Origin of the sequence: Allokutzneria oryzae, assembly GCF_042429765.1 — a bacterium.
GTDB classification, from domain to species: domain Bacteria; phylum Actinomycetota; class Actinomycetes; order Mycobacteriales; family Pseudonocardiaceae; genus Allokutzneria; species Allokutzneria oryzae.
In genome coordinates this window covers 117,278-136,592 of sequence record NZ_JBHLZU010000023.1, presented here as the reverse complement: position 1 = coordinate 136,592, position 19,315 = coordinate 117,278, and the positions used below count along the sequence as shown (strand labels likewise).

General features: G+C 70.5%; 20 protein-coding genes. 8 read left to right on the top strand and 12 right to left on the bottom strand.

Features of this window, described 5'->3' with window-relative positions:
- The first annotated feature begins 39 nt into the window (after window positions 1-39).
- The 4 genes from ACFFQA_RS27495 to ACFFQA_RS27480 all read left to right on the top strand — a co-directional run bounded on the left by ACFFQA_RS27495 (window position 40) and on the right by ACFFQA_RS27480 (window position 3,952).
- The gene (locus tag ACFFQA_RS27495) at window positions 40-1,020 is read left to right on the top strand and encodes a TauD/TfdA family dioxygenase (protein ID WP_377858318.1); all 981 of its coding nucleotides are present in this window, start codon (window positions 40-42) and stop codon (window positions 1,018-1,020) included.
- Window positions 1,017-2,234, top strand: coding sequence for an MFS transporter (locus tag ACFFQA_RS27490; RefSeq protein WP_377858315.1), 1,218 nt, complete (start codon window positions 1,017-1,019; stop codon window positions 2,232-2,234). The genes ACFFQA_RS27495 and ACFFQA_RS27490 overlap by 4 nt, the downstream gene beginning before the upstream one ends.
- A complete protein-coding gene (locus ACFFQA_RS27485) occupies window positions 2,231-3,457 on the top strand; it encodes a cytochrome P450 (protein WP_377858312.1) in 1,227 nt (408 codons plus the stop codon). Before ACFFQA_RS27490 ends, ACFFQA_RS27485 begins: the two co-directional genes overlap by 4 nt.
- 246 nt (window positions 3,458-3,703) lie before the next feature.
- Window positions 3,704-3,952, top strand: coding sequence for a PLD nuclease N-terminal domain-containing protein (locus tag ACFFQA_RS27480; RefSeq protein ID WP_377858309.1), 249 nt, complete (start codon window positions 3,704-3,706; stop codon window positions 3,950-3,952).
- Between the two features lie 75 nt (window positions 3,953-4,027).
- Here ACFFQA_RS27480 and ACFFQA_RS27475 read toward each other — a convergent pair whose 3' ends face one another.
- From ACFFQA_RS27475 to ACFFQA_RS27460, 4 genes are all read right to left on the bottom strand, one after another.
- Window positions 4,028-4,420 (bottom strand): VOC family protein, encoded by a 393-nt coding sequence (locus ACFFQA_RS27475; protein ID WP_377858306.1) that lies wholly within the window; start codon window positions 4,418-4,420, stop codon window positions 4,028-4,030.
- A 2-nt stretch (window positions 4,421-4,422) separates the two neighbouring features.
- Window positions 4,423-4,701 carry an ArsR/SmtB family transcription factor gene (locus ACFFQA_RS27470; protein ID WP_377858303.1) on the bottom strand — a complete coding sequence of 93 codons (279 nt, stop codon included), beginning with the start codon at window positions 4,699-4,701 and terminating at the stop codon, window positions 4,423-4,425.
- A gap of 275 nt (window positions 4,702-4,976) precedes the next feature.
- Complete coding sequence (locus tag ACFFQA_RS27465) at window positions 4,977-5,627, bottom strand: lysophospholipid acyltransferase family protein (protein WP_377858300.1); 651 nt, start codon at window positions 5,625-5,627, stop codon at window positions 4,977-4,979.
- A complete protein-coding gene (locus ACFFQA_RS27460) occupies window positions 5,618-6,559 on the bottom strand; it encodes a beta-ketoacyl-ACP synthase III (RefSeq protein WP_377858297.1) in 942 nt (313 codons plus the stop codon). Before ACFFQA_RS27460 ends, ACFFQA_RS27465 begins: the two co-directional genes overlap by 10 nt.
- 64 nt (window positions 6,560-6,623) lie before the next feature.
- Between ACFFQA_RS27460 and ACFFQA_RS27455 the strand changes: the two genes are divergently transcribed.
- Window positions 6,624-7,223: a TetR/AcrR family transcriptional regulator gene (locus ACFFQA_RS27455; protein WP_377858294.1), complete on the top strand. Its 600-nt coding sequence runs from the start codon at window positions 6,624-6,626 to the stop codon at window positions 7,221-7,223.
- On the opposite strand, the gene ACFFQA_RS27450 is transcribed toward ACFFQA_RS27455, so the two are convergent.
- Complete coding sequence (locus tag ACFFQA_RS27450) at window positions 7,224-8,198, bottom strand: site-specific integrase (RefSeq protein WP_377858292.1); 975 nt, start codon at window positions 8,196-8,198, stop codon at window positions 7,224-7,226.
- Between the two features lie 156 nt (window positions 8,199-8,354).
- Between ACFFQA_RS27450 and ACFFQA_RS27445 the strand changes: the two genes are divergently transcribed.
- Together ACFFQA_RS27445 and ACFFQA_RS27440 are read left to right on the top strand one after the other, a co-directional pair.
- Window positions 8,355-8,780 carry a PGPGW domain-containing protein gene (locus ACFFQA_RS27445; RefSeq protein WP_377858289.1) on the top strand — a complete coding sequence of 142 codons (426 nt, stop codon included), beginning with the start codon at window positions 8,355-8,357 and terminating at the stop codon, window positions 8,778-8,780.
- Window positions 8,781-8,814: 34 nt separating this feature from the next.
- Entirely contained in the window at window positions 8,815-9,762 is a 948-nt protein-coding gene (locus ACFFQA_RS27440; protein ID WP_377858286.1) for a LuxR C-terminal-related transcriptional regulator, read from the top strand.
- Between the two features lie 9 nt (window positions 9,763-9,771).
- Here ACFFQA_RS27440 and ACFFQA_RS27435 read toward each other — a convergent pair whose 3' ends face one another.
- The 5 genes from ACFFQA_RS27435 to ACFFQA_RS27415 all read right to left on the bottom strand — a co-directional run bounded on the left by ACFFQA_RS27435 (window position 9,772) and on the right by ACFFQA_RS27415 (window position 17,495).
- Window positions 9,772-12,498 carry an AfsR/SARP family transcriptional regulator gene (locus ACFFQA_RS27435; RefSeq protein WP_377858283.1) on the bottom strand — a complete coding sequence of 909 codons (2,727 nt, stop codon included), beginning with the start codon at window positions 12,496-12,498 and terminating at the stop codon, window positions 9,772-9,774.
- Window positions 12,499-12,600: 102 nt separating this feature from the next.
- Complete coding sequence (locus ACFFQA_RS27430; RefSeq protein WP_377858280.1) at window positions 12,601-13,443, bottom strand: siderophore-interacting protein; 843 nt, start codon at window positions 13,441-13,443, stop codon at window positions 12,601-12,603.
- A 3-nt stretch (window positions 13,444-13,446) separates the two neighbouring features.
- Window positions 13,447-15,723, bottom strand: coding sequence for an ATP-binding cassette domain-containing protein (locus tag ACFFQA_RS27425; protein WP_377858277.1), 2,277 nt, complete (start codon window positions 15,721-15,723; stop codon window positions 13,447-13,449).
- Window positions 15,720-16,526 (bottom strand): ABC transporter permease, encoded by an 807-nt coding sequence (locus ACFFQA_RS27420; RefSeq protein WP_377858274.1) that lies wholly within the window; start codon window positions 16,524-16,526, stop codon window positions 15,720-15,722. Before ACFFQA_RS27420 ends, ACFFQA_RS27425 begins: the two co-directional genes overlap by 4 nt.
- Complete coding sequence (locus ACFFQA_RS27415; RefSeq protein ID WP_377858271.1) at window positions 16,527-17,495, bottom strand: ATP-binding cassette domain-containing protein; 969 nt, start codon at window positions 17,493-17,495, stop codon at window positions 16,527-16,529.
- Between the two features lie 74 nt (window positions 17,496-17,569).
- Between ACFFQA_RS27415 and ACFFQA_RS27410 the strand changes: the two genes are divergently transcribed.
- A complete protein-coding gene (locus ACFFQA_RS27410) occupies window positions 17,570-18,367 on the top strand; it encodes a TetR/AcrR family transcriptional regulator (protein WP_377858268.1) in 798 nt (265 codons plus the stop codon).
- 50 nt (window positions 18,368-18,417) lie between these two features.
- Here the strand turns inward: ACFFQA_RS27410 and ACFFQA_RS27405 are convergent, their stop codons facing one another.
- The gene (locus tag ACFFQA_RS27405) at window positions 18,418-18,546 is read right to left on the bottom strand and encodes a hypothetical protein (protein WP_377858265.1); all 129 of its coding nucleotides are present in this window, start codon (window positions 18,544-18,546) and stop codon (window positions 18,418-18,420) included.
- A gap of 165 nt (window positions 18,547-18,711) precedes the next feature.
- A complete protein-coding gene (locus tag ACFFQA_RS27400) occupies window positions 18,712-19,251 on the bottom strand; it encodes an EF-hand domain-containing protein (RefSeq protein WP_377858262.1) in 540 nt (179 codons plus the stop codon).
- Between the last annotated feature and the right edge of the window lie 64 nt (window positions 19,252-19,315).

Below are 19,315 nucleotides of genomic sequence, written 5' to 3'. Positions count from 1 at the left end.
CCACCGATGCCAACCATCCCTGACAGAAGGAGCAGTGGCGTGGACAAGATCACTCTCAGCTCTGCCGAGTCGGACGAGATCGCCCGCCTTGCCGACGAGGTGCTCGCGGGTGCCGACACCTGGGACCCGCTGACGTTCGTGGACCGCGCGGGCCGGGTCGCCGAGCGGCTTCCGTTGCGACTGCGGGAGTTCCTCGCCGAGGTGCGGGCCAACGAGACCGACGTGACCGTGGTCTCCGGACTGCCGATCGCGGGCGACCTGGTGCCCACACCGACCGGATGGGACACCGCTGCGAAGACCGGCGCGGGGCAGCGTGAGGAGATCGTGCTGCTGCTGTGCGGTTCCGCGCTCGGCGAGGCGTTCGGCTGGGCCAACCAGCAGGACGGCCGCATCGTGCACGACGTCTGCCCCGCACCCGGCATGGAGCTCTCGCTGACCAGCGCGAGCAGCGAGGCGGCGCTGTCGCTGCACACCGAGGACATCTTCCACCCCTGCCGGGGCGACTACGTCTCCCTGCTGTGCCTGCGCAACCCCGACGCGGTCGGCACCACCTTCGTCCGCATCGGCGCGTTGGAGCTACCTGAGGAGACCAGGAAAGTCCTGTCGCAGAACAGGTTCCGCTTCTACCCCGACGACTCTCACATCGGTGAGGTCCTGCTCGACGGTGACGGTGACGACCACCTCGCCGGTCGTGCCTACACCACCGGATCGGTGATCTTCGGTCCTGAGGAGCGGCCGTACCTGCGCTTCGACGTGGACTTCATGTCCGTTGAGGACGGTGACGACGAGGCGGAGGCAGCCGTGCGCGCCACGGTGGGTCACCTGGGATCGGCGGTGGAGCGCGTGGTGCTCCAGCCGGGCGACGCGGTGTTCGTCGACAACTACCGGGTGGTGCACGGGCGCGAGCCGTTCCAGCCGCGCTACGACGGCAAGGACCGCTGGCTGAAGCGGCTCAACCTGATCCGCAACGTCCGCAGCATCTACGCGCTGAGCGACCGTCGATCCCGCATCATCGCGTGAGCACGCCGTTGTCCCGCAACAGGAACTTCCACCTGTTGTGGACCGCACAAGCCGGCTCCGAGCTGAGCAACCAGGTCTTCGTGCTTGCCTACCCGTTGCTGGTCGCATCGGTCTGGGCGTCACCCGCGCTGGCCGGGCTCGCGGGCTTCACCCTCGCCGCGGCCCAGCTGGCGGCCGGGCTCCCGGCAGGAGTGCTCGCGGACCGGTGGGACCGCAGGAGAATCCTGGTGTTGTGCGCGTTGACCAGGGCGTGCGCCTACGGTGGGCTGACGGTCGCGCTCTGGCTGGACGTCGTGTCGTTTCCGCACCTGTTGGCGGTGGCTGTTGCCGAAGGGGTGGCGCTCGCGTTGGCCTACCCGGCCGAGGAGGCGGCGCTCCCGCAGGTGGTCCCGGCCAACCAGCTGCCCAGCGCGTTCGCGCTGAACTCGGCGCGCGGCTCGCTGGGCCAGCTGGGGGGCAACGCCGTCGGAGGCGTCCTGTTCGAGCTGGGCCGGGTCTTCCCGTTCCTGCTCAACGCCGTGCTCCAGGCGGTGTCCTGTGTGGCCCTGCTGTTCCTGCGCCTGCCGCCGAGCCGGAAGCCGGTTCGGCGCGGGTTCGCCGCGGAGCTGGGGGAGGGCGTCCGCTGGGTGCTCGGCCACGCGGTGATCAGGCTGATCTCGGCGTGCGCGGTGCTGCTCAACCTCAGCTTCGGCGCGGTGTACCTGATCGTGCTGTTGTCCGCGCAGGGGAGGGGCACACCGGAGAGCGAGATCGGTCTGCTGGGCGTGCTGCTGGGCATCGGCGGCCTGCTCGGCGCGCTCGCGGCTCCCCGGCTGCTGCGGCTGGTCAGCCCGTACCTGTCGATCACCGGCGTGATCTGGGGTTTCGTGATCGTCGCACCGTTGCTGGCGTTCTCGCCGAGCCTCCCGGTGACCGGCGGCCTGCTCGCGGTGGCGGCCTTCCTCGCGCCGACCGCCAACACCGCGATCGTCACCTACCAGATGCTGCTGACCCCGGAGGAGCTGCGCGGACGGGTCGGCGGCGCGATGGGACTGCTCGACAGCGTCGGCGGCGCGCTCGGCTCACTGGTCGGCGGAGTGCTGATGGAGCTCGTCGGCGGAAGGGCCGCGTTGCTGGCTTGTGCGGGGCTGCTGGTGGTTCCGGCCCTGCTGGCGGCTTTCAGCCCGACGCTGCGCGCCTTCGGCCACGACCTGGACAAGGAGAGAACCGGATGACCACCCGAACCCTGGTCGCCCCCGAGGACATCGACCGCATCGACCTCGCCGACCCGAGCACCTTCGTCGAGCACGACCTCACCGAGGTGTGGCGGCACCTGCGGCAGCACGATCCCGTGCACTGGCAGCCGGAATCCGCACGGGGACCGGGGTTCTGGGTGGTGACGAAGCACGCCGACTTCAACGCGGTGTGCCGGGACACCACGAACTTCACCTCCGAGCGCGGCAACGTGCTCGACACCCTGTTGCAGCAGGCGGACTCGGCGGGTGGACGGATGCTCGTCGTCACCGACGGACCCCGGCACGTGAAGCTGCGCAAGCTGCTGTTGAAGGCGTTCGCGCCGCGTGCGCTGCACGTGGTCACGGAGCGGCTGAAGGCGGTCACGCGTCGCCTGGTCGGCGAGGCGGTGGAGCGTGGCGAGACCGACTTCGCCAAGGAGGTCGCCGCGCACATCCCCCTGGCCACCATCTGCGACCTCCTCGCCGTGCCGGAGGAGGACCGCATGGACATCCTCGCGCTGACCAAGCAGACCATCAGCTCGGAGAGCGCCGACCACACCGCGATGGACGGGTGGATGGCGAAGAACCAGCTGCTGCTCTACTTCGCCGACCTCGCGCGGCACCGCAAGGACACCCCGCACGCCGACGTGGTGGCGATGCTGGCGGGAGGGGAGATCGACGGCCTGCCGCTGAGCGAGGACGAGATCATCCTCAACTGCTACAACCTGATCCTCGGTGGTGACGAGACCAGCAGGCTGTCGATGATCGGCGCGGTGGAGGCGTTCGCCACGCACCCCGGCCAGTGGCGGGCGCTGCGCGACGGCGAGGTGACGGTCCGGACCGCCGTCGAGGAGGTGCTGCGCTGGACCAGCCCGACCCAGCACTTCGGCCGCACCGCCACGCACGACACGGTGGTCGGCGGCCAGGCGGTCGCGGCGGGGGAGATCGTGACGGTGTGGAGCGTGTCGGCCAACCGCGACGAGTCGGTCTTCGAGCTGCCGTACACCTTCGACCTGGCGCGCAGCCCCAACAACCACGTGGCCTTCGGCTACGGCCCGCACTTCTGCCTCGGCGCCTACCTGGCGCGGATCGAGGTGACCACGCTGCTGGAGACCCTGCGCGAGCTGGTGTCCACTGTGGAGCTGCGCGGCCCCGCCGAGCGGATCTACTCGACCTCGCTGACCGGCCTCAGCAGCCTGCCCGTCGCGCTCGTCCCCACCTGATCCCCACCGACCTCCCCCCTCCCCCTCCGACCCCTCCACGTAGTCGCGTTATGTAGGCTTGTTGCGAATTGGGAGCGCTCTCATTCGCGCTATGCGTACATAACGCGCGGCCGCGGTCGCCGCCTCCATCGGCGGTGACCCCGCCGTCGCTCCGGATGCGGGAGTGCTGGGACTGGCAGAGGATCATGCCGAGGGGCTCAGCCGGAACTGACCCGATGTCACCGGCGCGGCGCGAAGGGAGACCCAATGGAGACGCTGCTCGCCAGCGATCCCGACATCGGTGGCCAGGTGGCCGGATGGGGGATCGTGACCCTGTTCCTCGCGATCGGGCTCGCTGCCGTGGTGCTCTTCATCGCCGCGCTGATCGGCATCGTGCGCAGCGAGAACTACGCTCCAGGTGGCAAGGCGGTCTGGGCACTGGCCGTGCTGGCCTTTCCTTTCCTGGGGCCGCTTTTCTGGTTCATCTGGGGCAGGACGTCCCGCTTCTCGGCCTGAGAACTGCGGCCCGCCGCCGCGCCAGTGGAACTTCGCCCACGAGCAACAGTCCACAGTGGAACCAGCAGGCGCGTCCTAGTGCGTGCTGGCGATCTGGATCAGGTTGCCGCAGGTGTCGTCGAAGACCGCGACGGTGACCGTGCCCAGGTCGGTCGGCTCCTGGAGGAACTTCACCCCGGCCGCGCTGAGCCGCTCGAACTCCGCTGCCACGTTCTCGACGCCGAAGGAGGCGGCGGGAATGCCGTCGGCGACCAGAGCGTCCTTGTAGGGGCCGACCGCGGGGTGACTGGACGGCTCCAGCAGCAGCTCGGTGCCGTCCTGGTCGGCGGCGGAGACGACGGTCAGCCACCGGGCGCCGCCGCCGAGCGGGATGTCGTTCTTCTTCACGAAGCCGAGCACGTCGGTGTAGAAGTCCAGTGCCTTGGCCTGGTCGTCGACGAAGACGCTGGTGACGGTGATCCTGAGCATGGCTAGTCCTCCTCGGTGATCGGCCATCGCTCGACGATGGTCCGCAACGGCGTGGTGTCGAGGTGGTGGAACTTGTAGCGGCCCTCCCGGCGCGTCCGCACCAGGCCCGCCTCCTCCAGCACGGCGAGGTGCTGCGAGATCGCCTGCCGCGAGGAGGTGAGCCCGTGCCTCATCGTGAGGCGGGTGCAGATCTCGAACAGTGTCTGCCCGTCCTTCTCGGTCAGCTCGTCGAGAATCGTTCGCCGGGTCGCGTCGCCGAGGGCCTTGAACACGGCATCCACCCCGCCTTTATAGGCAAGCCGCCACTTGCCTGTCAAGGCTCGTCCTGCTCCTGCGCCCTGTCCTTCTCGCGGAAACACCACCTCACCACCCCCTGGCCTCCTCATCCCCGCGCCCCTCGTTTCGCGTTTTGTAGGCTTAATGCGAATTGGGAGCGCTCTTTTGCGCATCAAGGTGACAAAACGCGAAAACCTCGATCGCGCGAGTCGGGCCAGGCGCGCAGGGGGGCACGGGGGTGGCGCCAGCTCGGGGGGCGGGACGACTTGCAGGGCAGGCGCTAGGCGGCTTGGGGTGGGGACTCGTTGTAGTGGGTGGCGCGGGGTTGGTCGGTCAGGGCGTGGATCGCGGTCATGACCTCGTCGGTGACCTCCCGCCTCGCGCGGGCGGAGTTCTCGCGGCCGGGGAACGCCAGTGGTTGTCCGAAGTGGACGGTGACGCGGTGGGGGCGGGGGAGGCGGGCACCGACCGGGTGGAGCTTCTCGGTCCCGCGCAGGCCCACCGGGACCACCGGGGCTCCCGTGGTCAGCGCCAGCCAGGCGACGCCGGTCCTGCCCCGGTAGAGCCTGCCGTCCAGCGACCGCGTGCCCTCCGGGTAGAGCGCGAAGGCGTTGCCCGCGTCCACGATCCGCCTGGAAGCCTCCAGGGACGCCCGCGCCGAGTGGTAGGTGCCGCGTTCGACCGGGATCGCTCCGAGCGCGGTGAACAGGCGACGGGTGAGGCGGCCGCGCAGACCGGCCCGGGTGAAGTACTCCGCCTTGGCCAGGAACGCCACGCGGCGCGGTGCCACCAGGCCGATCACCACGCTGTCCACGAAGGACAGGTGGTTGCTGGCGAGGATGACCGGACCCGACGGGGGCACGTTCTCCGTTCCGCGCACGTGCGGCCGGAACACCAGCCGCGCCAGGAACGCGATCGTTCTCACGGGCACGTCACCACCTGGCCGGCCCAGGACAGGCCGCCGCCGAAGCCGAACAGCAGGGTCGGCGTCCCCGATGGGACCTCGCCACGCTCGACGAGCTTGGCCAGCGCCAGCGGGATCGAAGCCGCCGAGGTGTTGCCGGAGTCCACCACGTCCCTGGCGACGACCGCGCCGGTGACGCCCAGCCGCTCGGTGAGCGCGTCGATGATCCGCAGGTTGGCCTGGTGGGTGACCACCGCGCCCAGGTCGGTGGGGGAGATCCCGGCTCGTTCGCAGGCTCGCCGCGCGATCGGGGCCAGTTCCGTTGTGGCCCACCGGAACACCTCGCGGCCCTCCTGGCGGAACAGGGGGTGCCAGTCGCCGGAGATGCGCACCGCGTGGCCGCGCGTGGGGTCGGAGCCCCAGACGACCGGGCCGATCCCGGCCGGGCCATCGGTCGCACTGACCACGGCGGCGCCCGCGCCGTCGCCGAGCAGCACGCAGGTGGAGCGGTCGGTCCAGTCGGTGACGTCCGACATCTTCTCCGCGCCGACCACCAGGGCGTGGCGGGCGGCCTCGGCGCGCACGGCGTGGTCGGCCGTGGCGAGCGCGGTGCCGAAGCCCGCGCAGCCGTTGTTCACGTCGAAGCCCGCCGCGCTCGGGATGCCGAGGCGGCCGGCGATCTGGGTGGCGATGGCCGGGCAGCGGTCGATCGCGGTGCAGGTCGCGACCACGACCAGGTCCACGTCCTCGGGGGAGAGGCCCGCCGCGGCCAGCGCCTTCGCGGCGGCCTGGGCGCCGAGGCCGGTCACCGACTCCTCGCGGGCGATGTGCCGGGTGGCGATCCCGGTGCGCTTGCGGATCCAGGCGTCGCTGGTGTCGACCAGCTGGGCGAGGTCGTGGTTGGTGAGCACGTGTTCGGGCTGGTGGTGGCCCAGTGCGGTGATCCGGGAGCGAAGCATGCGCCGGAGTTTAGCGTCCGATCGGTCGGACGCTAAACGGGCCGGATCGGGCTAGAGTGGCCGGGTGAGTCCGCGCAGATCCGCGACCGACGCCAGGCACACCCGCTCGGTGATCCTCGACCGGGGCGTCGAGGTCGCCTCCGTGGAGGGCCTGGAGGGCCTCACCATCGGCCGCCTCGCCACCGATCTGGGCATGAGCAAGTCCGGGCTGCTCGGCCACTTCGGCTCGAAGGAGGTCCTGCAGCTCGCCGTGATCGACACCGCGGCCGGGGTCTTCGCGCACGAGGTCCCGGACCGGGCCGCCGGGACCGAGCCGGGGCTGCCCCGGCTGCGAGCGCTGTGCGCGGCGTGGGTGTCGTACATGGAGCGCGGGGTGTTCCCCGGCGGGTGCTTCTTCACCGCCGTCGTCGCCGAGTTCGACGACCGCGAAGGACCCGTGCGCGATGCCATCGCCGGGCTGACAGCGGTGTGGAAGCGCGACCTGACGCTCCAGATCCGCCTCGCCGTGAGCGCGGGGGAACTGCCGGAGGACACCGACGCGGAGCAGCTCGTGTTCGAGCTCTACGGCGTGATGCTCAGCCTCAACCAGGCGCTGCGGCTCGACCGCGACCGTGCCGCGCCGGAGCGCGCGCGCCGGGTGATCGACCGCCTGCTCGGCTCCTGATCATCCGGTCTGGCGGATCACCCCCTCCGGCAGCGGCAGCAGCGCCTGCTGGCCGTAGCCCGGCTGGTGCGCGTCGTTCTCGCGGGGGTCATCGGGCAGCGCGAGCTGTTCCGGGGCCGGGGCCACCGCGCGCAGCTCCGCCAGCGGTGGCAGCACGACGGCGACACCGCGCCGGGTGAGCTCCGCGGCCGCGCGCGCCACCTGGGTCGCCGTGACCGCGTCGCCGAGACCGGCCCGCTCGGCGCAGCGCAGGACCAGCCGCATCAGCTCGATCGCGGAGATCCGGCGCAGCCCGGATCTCTCGAAGAACACATGTGCCCCAACGACATCCGGGCGTTCGTCGAGCCACGCGCCGAGGTAGTGGTGCAGCTCCGCGGGCAACGGGATCCACTGCTCGTCGTCGTGCACGCCGCGCCGGGAGAGATCGGTCAGCGTGCGCGTGGTGACCCGCTCCGGCCGCCATTGGGTCACGATGAGCAGCCCGAGCAGGGAGGCACCCAGGCTTCCGCCGAGCCACGGGTCGCGGTGCGCCTCGGTGACCAGGGTGCGCAGCGCGGCCGCGTCGACGGTCCGCGCGGGGTGGTGCGGATGTGGCGGGTAGGCGGCGGCCGGGTCGAGCGCGCGGGCCTCCTGCACCGGGTTCGCCGTGAGCAGACCCTGCCGCACGCAGTAGGCGAAGAAGGAGCTCCACGCGGTCGCCTTGGTCGCGATGGTGTTGTGCCGGCGCAGCGGGTGCACGCGGTGGTCGAGGTCGTGGCGGTGCCCGGTCAGGGTGTGCGAGTACGCGATCACGTCCTCGGCGCGGGTCGCCAGCACGCCCCTGCCGCGGTGGACGAGCAGCCAGCTCGCGAGTTTGCCGAGGTCGCGGCGGTAGCGGCGGCGGGTGTGCTCGGAGGGGATCGTGGCCATCCAGGCGTTCACCAGCCGCGACACAGCCGCGCTGGTCATGATCGGTGTCGTCGGTGCCTTGTCCATGTCGCGATGGTGACACCGACCCCTGACAGTCTGGGCCGAACAGGTGAAGGTCGGCCGGGGAGCGCCCACAGTGGACACTGCGCCGGGGTGGCGTGTTCAGTGCGCGCGGGGGTCGTTCTGCCCTAGCGTGGTCGGTATCGGAGCCGAGGAGGGCGAGTGGGCGCGAGCAAGCAGATGAAGCGCTTGTTGATCATGTTGCTCGGTGGGGCCTTGGTGGTGGTCGGAATCATCCTGCTGGTGCTGCCGGGGCCTGGCCTGCTGCTGGTGCTTGCCGGGCTGGTCACCCTGGCAGCGGAGTTCCCGTCGCTGGAGAAGTACGTCGACCCGGTGCGCGACCGCGCGATGAAGGGCATGGAGAGCGCGGTGTCCTCGCCGCTGAGCATCGCGGGCTCGGTGCTGTTCGGACTGGGGATGATCGCCCTCGGCGTGGTCTGGGGCCTGCGGGTGTTCCCGTGGCTGCCGTTGCCCGGCTGGGCCACCGGGTCGAGCCTGATCATCTCCGGCGCCATCGTGCTCGGGTTGCTCGCGTACAGCTACCACAAGGTGAGCAAGCGCCGCTCCGCCGCGGCGAAGGAGACGTAGTCTGGTCTCTCTTGGGCGATCGTGAGGAGGCCCAGTGTCACAGCTCCCACTGCGAGTCAGTGCTGGGACAGCAGCTGTCCTGCACGAGGCGCACCACACGGTCACAGCGCGGTTCGCCTACGACCGCTACGGCCTCTACGAGTACGTCCGCGTCGTGGCGAGCAGGATCGCCAGGGTCGACTCCTTCCACGTCGGTCTGCTGCACGGGGCCAACCGGATCCGTTACGTGTACGGACACGAGGACCCGGTTTCGCGCGCCTACAGCCCACAAGGGCAGACGGCGTGGGTACTGCGGCACAAACAGACCTATCGCGTGGCCTACGACAACGGGGCGGCTCTGCGGGCCGACAGCGACGCCGCCGACGTGGTCACGGTTCCGTTGTTCCGGCGGGACCGCACGGGGGGACGCCGGATCTTCGGCATGCTGTCGATGTACTGCTCGGTGCCCGACGCCTTCGACGACAACGCGGTGCACGCTTTCGAATGGCTGGCCGGACTCGTCGGCAGGGTGCTCGCGCGGCATCAGGAGGACCTGGAAGCACTGCGACTGCTGCCCGGCGCCGGACTGGGCGTCCTGCCGTCCCGCAACTGCGACCCGGTCGTGGAGTACCTCGCGTCGCGGGTCGCCGCGCTGCGCCGCACCGCCGAGGACGTGCTCGTGGGCGGCGAGATGACGCTCGCCGCCGCGCACCTGCGGCAGGTCGTGACCTCGTGCGAGGAGATCCAGTCCGAGCTCGTGGGGATGTCGATGCGCTCCGAGCCGATCCCCACCGACGGCCCCGAGCAGCGTTTCCTCGCGCTGACCCCGGCAGAGCAGCGGATCGCGTTACTGGTCGCAGACGGCTTCACCAACCAGCGGCTGGCCCAGGAGCTGGGTATCAGCGCGAACACGGTGAAGACGCATTTGAAGAACATCCTCCGCAAGTACGCCATGGACCGCGCGCAGGTCGCCGAGGACATCCAGCGCCACGTGGTCCGGTGAGGAGCGGGCTCAGAACGGGACCGGCCCGCGGAGCAGGGCGAGCACTCGCCGCGCCTCGCGCGTGCGGTTCTGCTCGATGAAGGCCTCCGCAGCCCGCTCCCAGCTGCTCCTGGCCTCGCGGTGCCGCCCCAGGCCCGCGTACGCCTCGCCGATGTGTTCGACGACTTCCGCCTCCACGTACTGGTTTCCCGTTTGCTCGCACAACTCCCGCGCTCGCTGGAAGTACGCCAGCGCCTTGTCGTAGCGGCGGCAGCCGTAGGCCAGCATGCCGAGCCCTTCGAGAGCGCCCGCCTCACCGCTGCGATCGCCATGCGCGCGGTACAGGGCGAGCGCGTCCTCGCAGTGCTGTCGCGCTTGGTCGTGCCGCCCCAGTTTGATCAGGCACCAGCCCACCGCGATCTTCCCCTGCGCGTGCCACGTGGGGTTGTCAAGGCCTTGGTAGGCAAGCAAAGCCGCCTTGGCGTGCTCCAGGCCGCGCGCGTGGTCGCCTCGTTGGTCCCACGCCGAGACGAGGCTGTAGTGGATGTGTCCCAACACCGCTGTGTCCTCGCCGCGCTCGGCCAGCGCGAGCGCGTGTTCGACGATCGTGAGCCCTTTGTCGTGCTCACCCGCGCGCGCGTACGCGTCGGCGAGCGATCGGAAGCACAGCAGGCGCACCTCCATGTCGTCGAGGGCTTCGGCCGCGTCGAGGCCCGCCGACCACATCGCGACCCGGTCGAGGAGGTGACCGCGACGCCAGTAGAAGGTGTCCATCGCGCGGGCGATCTGCCACACCCTGTTGTGCCACAAGAAGTTCATCGCAACCGATTGCGCTGCCTTGACGTTGTGGTGCTCGACGTCCATCCACGCCATCGCCGCTTCGATGCTGTCGAAGGTGTCGGGTACGCAGCCGGGTGCCGGTGCCTCCAGCTCGATCCCGGCGCGACGGGGGAACAGCACCTGTTCGACGTTGTAGGCCGAGTGCGTGTGGAAGTCCACCCACCGCCGCAGCCCCTCAGAGGAGTCGGACGCGGTCTCCTTGGCGTACAAGCGAATCAGATCGTGCATCCGGAACCTGTCCGGAGTGGACCGAATCACCAGGTTGGCGTTCTCCAGCTCGCTCAGCAACCCTGCCGACGCCGGGGAGCCGGTGAGCGCGGCCACCGCGGTTCTGCCGATCTCTGAGCCGGGCACGAGTCCGAGCAGTCCGAACAACTCGGCGGCTGCGGGGGACAGGGCGCGCAGCGACCACGAGAACACCGCGCGCAGGTCCACGCGTGAGTCGCCGATGCCCAGACCGTCCAGCCTGGACCGGTCGTCACGCAGCTGGTCGGTCAGCTCGGACAACCGCAACCACGGTGAGGTCGCGGCGCGGGCGGCGACGATGCCCAACGCCAGGGGAAGTCCCGCGCACAGGGTGAGCAGTTCGGTCACGGCGTCCGGCTCCGCCGTGAGCCGGGCCTCGCCCAGCCGCAGAGCGAGGAGCGTGTAGGAGTCCTCCTCGTCCAGCGGATCCAGCCGGACCAGCCGCGTGCTGGGCAGTGCGGTCATGTGGTTGCGGCTGGTCACCACGACGGTGCACTCGTCGCAGCCCGGCAGCAACGGGGCGATCTGGTCGACGTCGCGGGCGTTGTCCAGCACGATGAGCATCTCGCGGTCGGCCACGAGATCCCGGTACAGCTCGACCTGCGCCTGGAAGCCGTCGGGAACGGTGTCGGGCTGCACGCCGAGCGCGTCGAGGAAGCCACGGAGCACGACCGGCGGCGGGGCCGGCTCCTCCGCCGGGTCGAAGCCGCGCAGGTCCGCGTAGAGCTGGCCGTCGGGAAACCGTTGTGGGGCAAGGTGAGCCCAGTGCAGGGCCAGCGAGGTCTTGCCGGTCCCTCCTGCTCCACTGACCACGGTCAGCGGACTTCCGTCCAAAGTGGCCAGTTCGGCGTGGCGACCGGTGAACCCGCCGGGCGCGGACGGGAGCTGGTGGGGGACCGGGCCCCTGGGAGAGCCTCGGCGGTGGTGCGCGGCCAAGTCGGGGGCTGCGGCAAGGATGCGACCGTGCAGCTCCTGGAGCTTGCCGCCGGGGTCCATCCCCAGCTGGTCGGCGAGAGCGCGCCTGATCCGCTGGTACTCCTGGAGCGCGTCGGCCCGGCGGTCGTTGCGGTAGAGCGCCAGCATCAGCTGCTCGCACAGGCGCTCGTCGAGCGGGTGCTCGGCGGTGAGCTCGGTCAGCTCCGCCACCAGGTCCGCGTGCCGCCCGCACTCCAGCAGCGCTTCCACGCGGTCGATCTGCGCGGCCAGCCGCTCCTTGTGCAGCGTGATCCGCACCGAGCTTGCCCACTCCGTGTCGAAACCGGCGAGAGCGTCTCCACGCCACAGCTCCAGCGCGTGCCGGAGCAGGACGGCGCGACCGGCGGGATCGGACTTCGCGCGGGCCTTCGCCACCCTGGCCCGGAAGGCGTGCAGGTCGATGTTGGCCGAGTCGGTGGCCAGCGTGTAGCCGCCGGGCCTGCGCGTCAGGCTGACCTCGGCGCTGGCGGCGAGCGCGGCGCGCAGGCGGGAGATGTAGGTGTGCAGGGTGGATCGCACCCCGGTCGGCGGGTTCGCGCCCCACACGCGGGTGATGAGCTGGTCCTGCGGGACGACCCGGTTGGCGTCCACGAGCAGGGCCGCCAGCACCGTGCGCTGTCGCGGGGAGCCGGTGTCCACCGGCTCCCCGTCGACCCGCGCCTCCAGGTCGCCGAGCACCGCGAGTTCCAGGGCCACTCCGCCCCCAAGGTCCGAAGTCGGCTCCTGGATAGCTCGCCGGTGCCGGGCCCGGCAAGCGACTGTTCAGGAACTTCTACCTCTGGCCACCCGGTGCGGTGATCACTGGTACCGCTCCTGGGCCTCGGCGATGTCCTCCGCGGTGGGCGCGTCGTCCTGGGTCAGGGCCCGCCGCCAGTGCCCGGTGAACTCGATGGCCCGCTTGCCGACACCGCGGTCCCCGATGAGGTGCCGCCGCAGCGACCGCACCACCCCGGACTCCGCGGCGATCCACGCGAACACCGATCCCGGTGGGAACTCCGCTTCGCGCAGGGCGTCCACGAGCGGACCGGTCTCCGCGCCGTCCCGGTGCACCCAGTGCACGGCCGCGTCGGCCCGGGTGTCGAACCGCTGGTGCTCCGCCGCGTCGGCCACCTCGACGTAGACCAGCGCGCGGTGGCCCGGTGGCAGCCACCCGAGCAGCGTGCCGATCGCGGGCAGCGCCGTCTCGTCCCCCGCCACCAGCAGCCAGTCGGCCGCCTCGACGGAGGTCCGCAACGGCACCGGCCGGGCGAAGTCGTCCGAGGGGCCGAACATGCCGAGCTTGTCGCCCGGCTCCGCCGACATCGCCCACAGGGTCGCCGGACCGGCGTGGTCGTGCAGCACGAAGTCGATGTCGATCGTGTCGTCCCCGCTGTCGTGCCCACTGAGGGTGTAGCTGCGCATCCACGGCCGGTCGGCCTCGGGGATCTCGTTGTAGGTCTGGTACCACGACAGGAACTCCGCGTCGGGGTCCGGCAGTACCGGCACGGCGTGGCCCGGCTTCGGGAAGTACAGCTTCACCTGCTGGTCCGGCTCGGTGTAGCCGCCGAACCCAGCCAGGTCAGGACCACCGAAGGTGATGCGGGCCATTCGCGGCGTGATGCGCCGGACCTTCGTGACCTCGATCGTGCGTACCGGGAGCATTCCTCACCCTCCCACGTAGTCGCGCAGGTGGCGGGCGGTGAGCGTGCTCCCGTCGGCCACCAGGTCGGCCGGAGTGCCGGTGAACACCACGCGCCCGCCGTCCTGGCCCGCGCCCGGTCCCAGGTCCACGATCCAGTCGGCGTGCGCCATCACGGCCTGGTGGTGCTCGATGACGATCACCGTGTTGCCGTCGTCGACCAGCTGGTCCAGCAGCCCCAGCACCTGGTCGACGTCGGCGAGGTGCAACCCCGTCGTCGGCTCGTCGAGCACGTAGGTCGCGGCCTTCTCCGCCATCCGGATCGCCAGCTTCAGCCGCTGCCGCTCACCGCCGGAGAGCGTGGTCAGCGGCTGGCCGAGGCCGAGGTAGCCGAGCCCGACGTCGGAGAGCCGGTCCAGGATCGCCCTCGGCGCCTTGGCGGTGAAGAACTCCCTGGCCTGCGCCACGGACATGGCGAGGACCTCGCTGATGTCCTTTCCGTGCAGCTTGTGCGTGAGCACCTCGGCGGTGAACCGCTTGCCCTCGCACTTCTCGCAGACCGTGGCGACCCCGGCCATCATCGCCAGGTCGGTGTAGACGGTTCCGATGCCCTTGCAGGTGGGGCACGCGCCCTCCGAGTTCGCGCTGAACAGCGCGGCCTTCACCCCGTTCGCCCTGGCGAAGGCCGTCCGGACGGTGTCGAGCAGCCCGGTGTAGGTGGCAGGGTTGCTGCGCCGGGAACCTCGGATCGCCGACTGGTCGACCACCACCACGTCGTCCCGGCCGGACAGCGACCCGTGGATCAGCGAGCTCTTGCCCGACCCCGCGACCCCGGTCACCACCGTCAGAACCCCGAGCGGGATGTCGACGCTGACGTCCTTCAGGTTGTGCAGCGACGCGCCGGTGATGGACAGCTTCCCGGTCGGCTTGCGGACCTCCGGACGGAGGCGCGCGCGGTGGTCCAGATGCCGCCCGGTCAGCGTTCCCGAGGCGCGCAGCCCCGCGACGTCTCCGGTGTAGCAGATCCGCCCGCCGTGAGAGCCCGCGCCGGGACCGAGGTCGACCACGTGGTCGGCGATCTCGACGACCTCGGGCTTGTGCTCCACGACGAGCACGGTGTTCCCCTTGTCCCGCAACAACAGCAGCAGGTTGTTCATCCGCTGGATGTCGTGCGGGTGCAGTCCGACGGTCGGCTCGTCGAAGACGTAGGTGACGTCGCTGAGGCTGGAGCCGAGGTGCCGCACCATCTTCACCCGCTGCGCCTCACCACCGGACAGCGTTGATGACTCCCGGTCCAGGCTCAGGTAGCCGAGACCGATCTCCACCAACGAGTCCAGGGTGTGCCGCAGCGTGTCGAGCAGCGGCCCGACCCCGGTGTTGTCGGTGATCTTGCTGACGACCTCCGCGAGGTCGCTGACCTGCATCGCGGAGCAGTCGGCGATGCTGCGCCCGTCGATCTTCGACGACAGCGCGGCGGGGTTCAGCCGCGCGCCCTGGCAGGACCCGCACGTCGTGAAGGTCGCCGCCCGGTCGACGAAGGCCCGGATGTGCGGCTGCATCGCCTCCCGGTCCTTGGACAGGTAGAGCCGCTGCACCTTCACCAGCAGGCCCTCGTAGGTGACGTTGGTGCCGCCGAGCTTGACCTTGAGGGAGGTCCGGTTCAGCAGGTCGTCCCACTCCGAGGGGGAGTAGTCCGCGAGCTTCTTGTCCGGGTCGAACAGGCCCGACTGGATGTAGGTCTGCACGTACCAGCTGTCGACGGTGAAACCGGGCGCGGTGATCGCACCCCCGGCCAGCGACAGCTCGCGGTCGACCAGCTGGTCGACGTCGACCGCCGAGACCCGGCCGATGCCCTCGCACTCCTGGCACATGCCCTCGGGGCCGTTGAAGCTGAAGGCGGCGGCCGGGCCGACGTGCGGCGTGCCGAGCCTGCTGAAGAGGATGCGCAGCATCGTGTGCGCGTCCGTCGCGGTGCCGACCGTGGAGCGGGAGTTGGCGCCCATCCGTTCCTGGTCGACCACGATCGCGGCGCTGAGGTTGTGCAACGCGTCCACGTCCGGCCGGCCCGTGCTCGGCATGAACGACTGGAGGAAGGCGGTGTAGGTCTCGTTGATCAGGCGCCGTGACTCCGCCGCGATGGTGCCGAAGACCAGCGAGGACTTGCCCGACCCCGAGACGCCGGTGAAGACGGTGAGCCTGCGCTTGGGGATGTCGAGCGAGACGTCGGCCAGATTGTTCTCCCTGGCACCGCGAACCTGGATGACGTCGTGGCTGTCGGCGGCGGCCCGCCCCGGCGCGCTCATCGGGACAGCCCCTGGAACGCGCGGACGGCGAGCGGGAGGAACACCGCGCTCAGCACGAGCGGCCACACGGTGGCGAGGAGAACCGCGTTGTCCCCCAGCCATCCCGATGGCGCACCGACCGGGTTGCCGAACAGCCCGCGGATCGCGGTGATCGTCCAGGACAGCGGGTTGGCCTCGGCCAGCGCTCCGACGACCCCGGGCATCCGCGCCGGGTCGGCGAAGGCGTTGGTCAGCATGGTCACCGGGTACATCAGTCCGATCAGGCCGCTGACCGCCTCGGGGTGGCGCGCCTTGAGCCCGATCACGATGCCCACCCACAGCATCGCCAGCCGCAGCAGGAGCAGCAGCGCGAACGCGGCCAGCGCCCCGTCGAGCCCGTTGTGCCAGCGCCAGCCGATCGCCAGGCCGCACAGGACCACGATGGCCAGACCGGCGACGGAGTAGAGCATGTTGGCGAAGCAGCGGCCGAGCACCACCGCTGACGGCGCGATCGGCATGGACCGGAACCGGTCGGTGACGCCCTTCGCGGAGTCGGCCTGCACCGCCATGATCGTCTCGCTCAGGCCGAAGGCCATGGTCTGCGCGAAGAAGCCCGGCATCAGGAAGTCCTGGTAGTTCCCGCCTTCCGGGGCGATCATCGCGCTGCCGAAGACGAAGGCGAACAGCAGCACGGACACCACGGGGAACAGCAGGTTCCAGAGAACCATCTGGGGTTCCCTGAACCACTGGGTGAGATCCCGCCTGGCGATGAGCAGTCCGTCGCGGACGGCCCAGCGCACACGCGGGGCTGGGGTGGCGAGCACTCAGGCTCCCTTCTGGGTGGTGGTTCCGGTGATCTTGAGGAAGACGTCGTCCAGGGTGGGCTTGCGCAGGCCGATGTCGGCGAGGGCGATCCGGCGCTCGTTGAGCTCGGCCAGCGCCCCGCTCAGCGCGGCCACGCGGTCGCCGACCTCGACGCCGATCCGCCGCAGCGCGGGCTCGACCCTGGGCTCGCCGACCGCCCACGCGGCCAGTGCCTCCCGCGCGGCGCCGATGTCGCAAGCGTGCTCGACGGTGACCTCCAGGCGGTCGCCGCCGACCTTGCGCTTGAGCTCGTCCGGGTTGCCCTCGGCGATCACCCGGCCCGCGCCCATCACCGCGACCGTCGCGGCGAGCTGGTCGGCCTCGTCCAGGTACTGGGTGGTGAGCAGCACGGTGGTGCCGTCGGCGACCAGTGACCGCACCGCCTCCCACACCTCGTTGCGGTTGCTGGGGTCCAGGCCCGTGGTGGGCTCGTCGAGGAAGAGCACCTCGGGCCGCAGCAGCAGGGTGACCGCGAGGTCCAGCCGCCGCCGCATGCCGCCGGAGTAGTGCCGGACGGCCTTGGAGCCGGTGTCGGTGAGGCCGAACTGGTCGAGCAGCTCGTCGGCCCGCCGCCGAGCCTCGGCGCGGCCGAGGCGGTTGAGCCTGGCGAAGAGCACCAGGTTCTGCCTGCCGCTGAGGATCTCGTCGACCGCCGGGCTCTGGCCGCTGAGCCCGATCCGGCGCCGCACCTCGAAGGGCTCGGTGCGCACGTCGTGCCCGGCGACGGTGGCGCTGCCGGAGTCGCAGCGGGCCAGCGTGGTCAGCGTGCGCACCGCGGTGGTCTTGCCGGCGCCGTTGGGGCCGAGCAGCCCGAAGACGATCCCGCGCGGGACCTCCAGGTCGAAGCCGTCGAGCGCCCGGTGCGAGCCGTACCGCTTGACCAGGCCGTCGGCCCGGATCGCCGCCCGGTTGGATGGGGCAGAGCCCATACCGCTCCTCCTGATATCTTTACGGCGTAAAGGGTTGGGGCGGCGAGAGTACTTTAGGGTGTAAGGAGATGCAAATGGTGGTCTACGCCGGGCAGGGCGACGCCCGTCGGTCGATGGGGTTGCTGTGGCGTACCGGTAGCTCGGAGGCGGTGCGGACGAGTCCGGGACCCAAGCCCGCGCTGTCCGTCGAGAAGATCGTCGATGCCGGGATCGCCCTCGCCGACGCCGAAGGCATGGAGGGGCTGTCGATGCGCGCGGTCGGCGAGAAGCTGGGCCGCACCGCCATGGCGCTCTACACCTACGTGTCGAACAAGAACGAGCTGGTCGACCTCATGTACGACCGCACGCTCGCCGAACTGCCCACCGACTACTCCGAGCACGCCGACTGGCGCTCGGCCGTCACGGCGTGGGCGGGGGACAACTGGGACTTCTACCTCCGGCACCCGTGGATGCTCCAGGTCTCGCAGGCGCGCTCGGTCCTCGGTCCGAACGAGTTCCAGGCACTGGAGACGCTGCTGGTCATCCTCTACGGGGCCGGACTGCCCGCGAAGGACGTGCGGCGGCTGGTCGGCACGCTGAACAACTTCGTGCGCGGAGCGGTGCGGATCGTCGCCGAGTCCCGGAAGGCCCAGGCCGAGACCGGTGTCTCCGACGACGAGTGGTGGCTGACCCGCTCCTCGCTACTGGAGGAGGTCGCGCCGGACTTCGCCTCGCGGTACCCGATGATGACGAAACTGGAGTCGGAGCGCGCCTTCCAGCTGGAGGACGAGACCGTGCCGTACCTGGAGCAGGAGGCGCGAGAGACCTACCGCGCTGGCCTGGAGACGGTGCTCGACGGCGTCGAGGTCGCCGTGCGCAGGGCCCGCTCCTAGTGGTGTCGTGCGTGCCCCTGGCATCCCGCTTCGAACTCATAGCCGGGGTTCTACGAGGACGAAACGGGGGTCAACGCCGCACCGGAGGACTGGCGGGACAGGTCCTCGGTCGTCTCCTGCACGTCGCGGCACCACCTCGCCGCCTCCGTCTCCGTCTCCGCCTCCGCCTCAGAGCCCATCACCCACCTCCTCTTTTCGCGTTTTGTCACCTAAATGCGATATGGGAGCGCTCTTTCGCGCAAGAAGGTGACAAAACGCGAGAACCCGACCGCGCCGGCCCGTGTGCGCCGTGGCGCGGGACGGAGGTGGTGGGCGCGTTGAGGTACTGGGACGACGCGCGGGACCTAGTCGTAGTGGCCGAAGATCAGGTTGCCGGGCGCGTCGGGGGAGTCGCCCGCCCAGAACTCGGTCCACAGGACGGCGAACTCCGCGCGGGAGAGCCTGCCGTCGCCGTTGCTGTCCAGCAGCGCGAAGATCTCGTCGGTGTCGGTCGCCGTGCCGGTCCAGCCCTCGATCATCTGGCGGTACTCGGCAGGGGAGATCTCGTCGTCGCTGTTCTCGTCGACCGCGTCGAACATCGTGTGCGCGGTTCCGGTGACCACCTCGGTCATCGAGCCGAGCCGGTCGACCACGGCGAGGACGTCCTCCAGCGTCACCTTGTCCCCGTCGCGCGCCGGGTCGGAGACGGCCAGCAGCGTCGCCCACCAGCCCATCATCACCGAGGTCAGCCGCGCGTGGGCCTCGCTGCCCTGCTCGGCGCCGCGGATCGCGGTCCAGCGGTCGGTGAGCGCCTGGAAGTCCGACTCCTCCAGCAGCCCGTCACCGTCGGCGTCCATGGCGGCGAACACTCCACTGATCTTCCGTCGCTGCAGCTCACTCGCCATGGCCTGATCCTTTCGGCGGTCCGGGGCAGACGAAGGACCTAGGCTGGTCGAGGGAGCGGGGCCG

Coding starts and splice junctions, on each gene's coding strand:
- ACFFQA_RS27485 (WP_377858312.1), top strand. CDS start 2,231: ATGACCACCCGAACCCTGGTCGCCCCCGAGGACATCGACCGCATCGAC.
- ACFFQA_RS27480 (WP_377858309.1), top strand. CDS start 3,704: ATGGAGACGCTGCTCGCCAGCGATCCCGACATCGGTGGCCAGGTGGCC.
- ACFFQA_RS27475 (WP_377858306.1), bottom strand. CDS start 4,420: ATGCTCAGGATCACCGTCACCAGCGTCTTCGTCGACGACCAGGCCAAG.
- ACFFQA_RS27460 (WP_377858297.1), bottom strand. CDS start 6,559: ATGCTTCGCTCCCGGATCACCGCACTGGGCCACCACCAGCCCGAACAC.
- ACFFQA_RS27450 (WP_377858292.1), bottom strand. CDS start 8,198: ATGGACAAGGCACCGACGACACCGATCATGACCAGCGCGGCTGTGTCG.
- ACFFQA_RS27430 (WP_377858280.1), bottom strand. CDS start 13,443: ATGCTCCCGGTACGCACGATCGAGGTCACGAAGGTCCGGCGCATCACG.
- ACFFQA_RS27425 (WP_377858277.1), bottom strand. CDS start 15,723: ATGAGCGCGCCGGGGCGGGCCGCCGCCGACAGCCACGACGTCATCCAG.
- ACFFQA_RS27415 (WP_377858271.1), bottom strand. CDS start 17,495: ATGGGCTCTGCCCCATCCAACCGGGCGGCGATCCGGGCCGACGGCCTG.
- ACFFQA_RS27410 (WP_377858268.1), top strand. CDS start 17,570: ATGGTGGTCTACGCCGGGCAGGGCGACGCCCGTCGGTCGATGGGGTTG.
- ACFFQA_RS27405 (WP_377858265.1), bottom strand. CDS start 18,546: ATGGGCTCTGAGGCGGAGGCGGAGACGGAGACGGAGGCGGCGAGGTGG.
- ACFFQA_RS27400 (WP_377858262.1), bottom strand. CDS start 19,251: ATGGCGAGTGAGCTGCAGCGACGGAAGATCAGTGGAGTGTTCGCCGCC.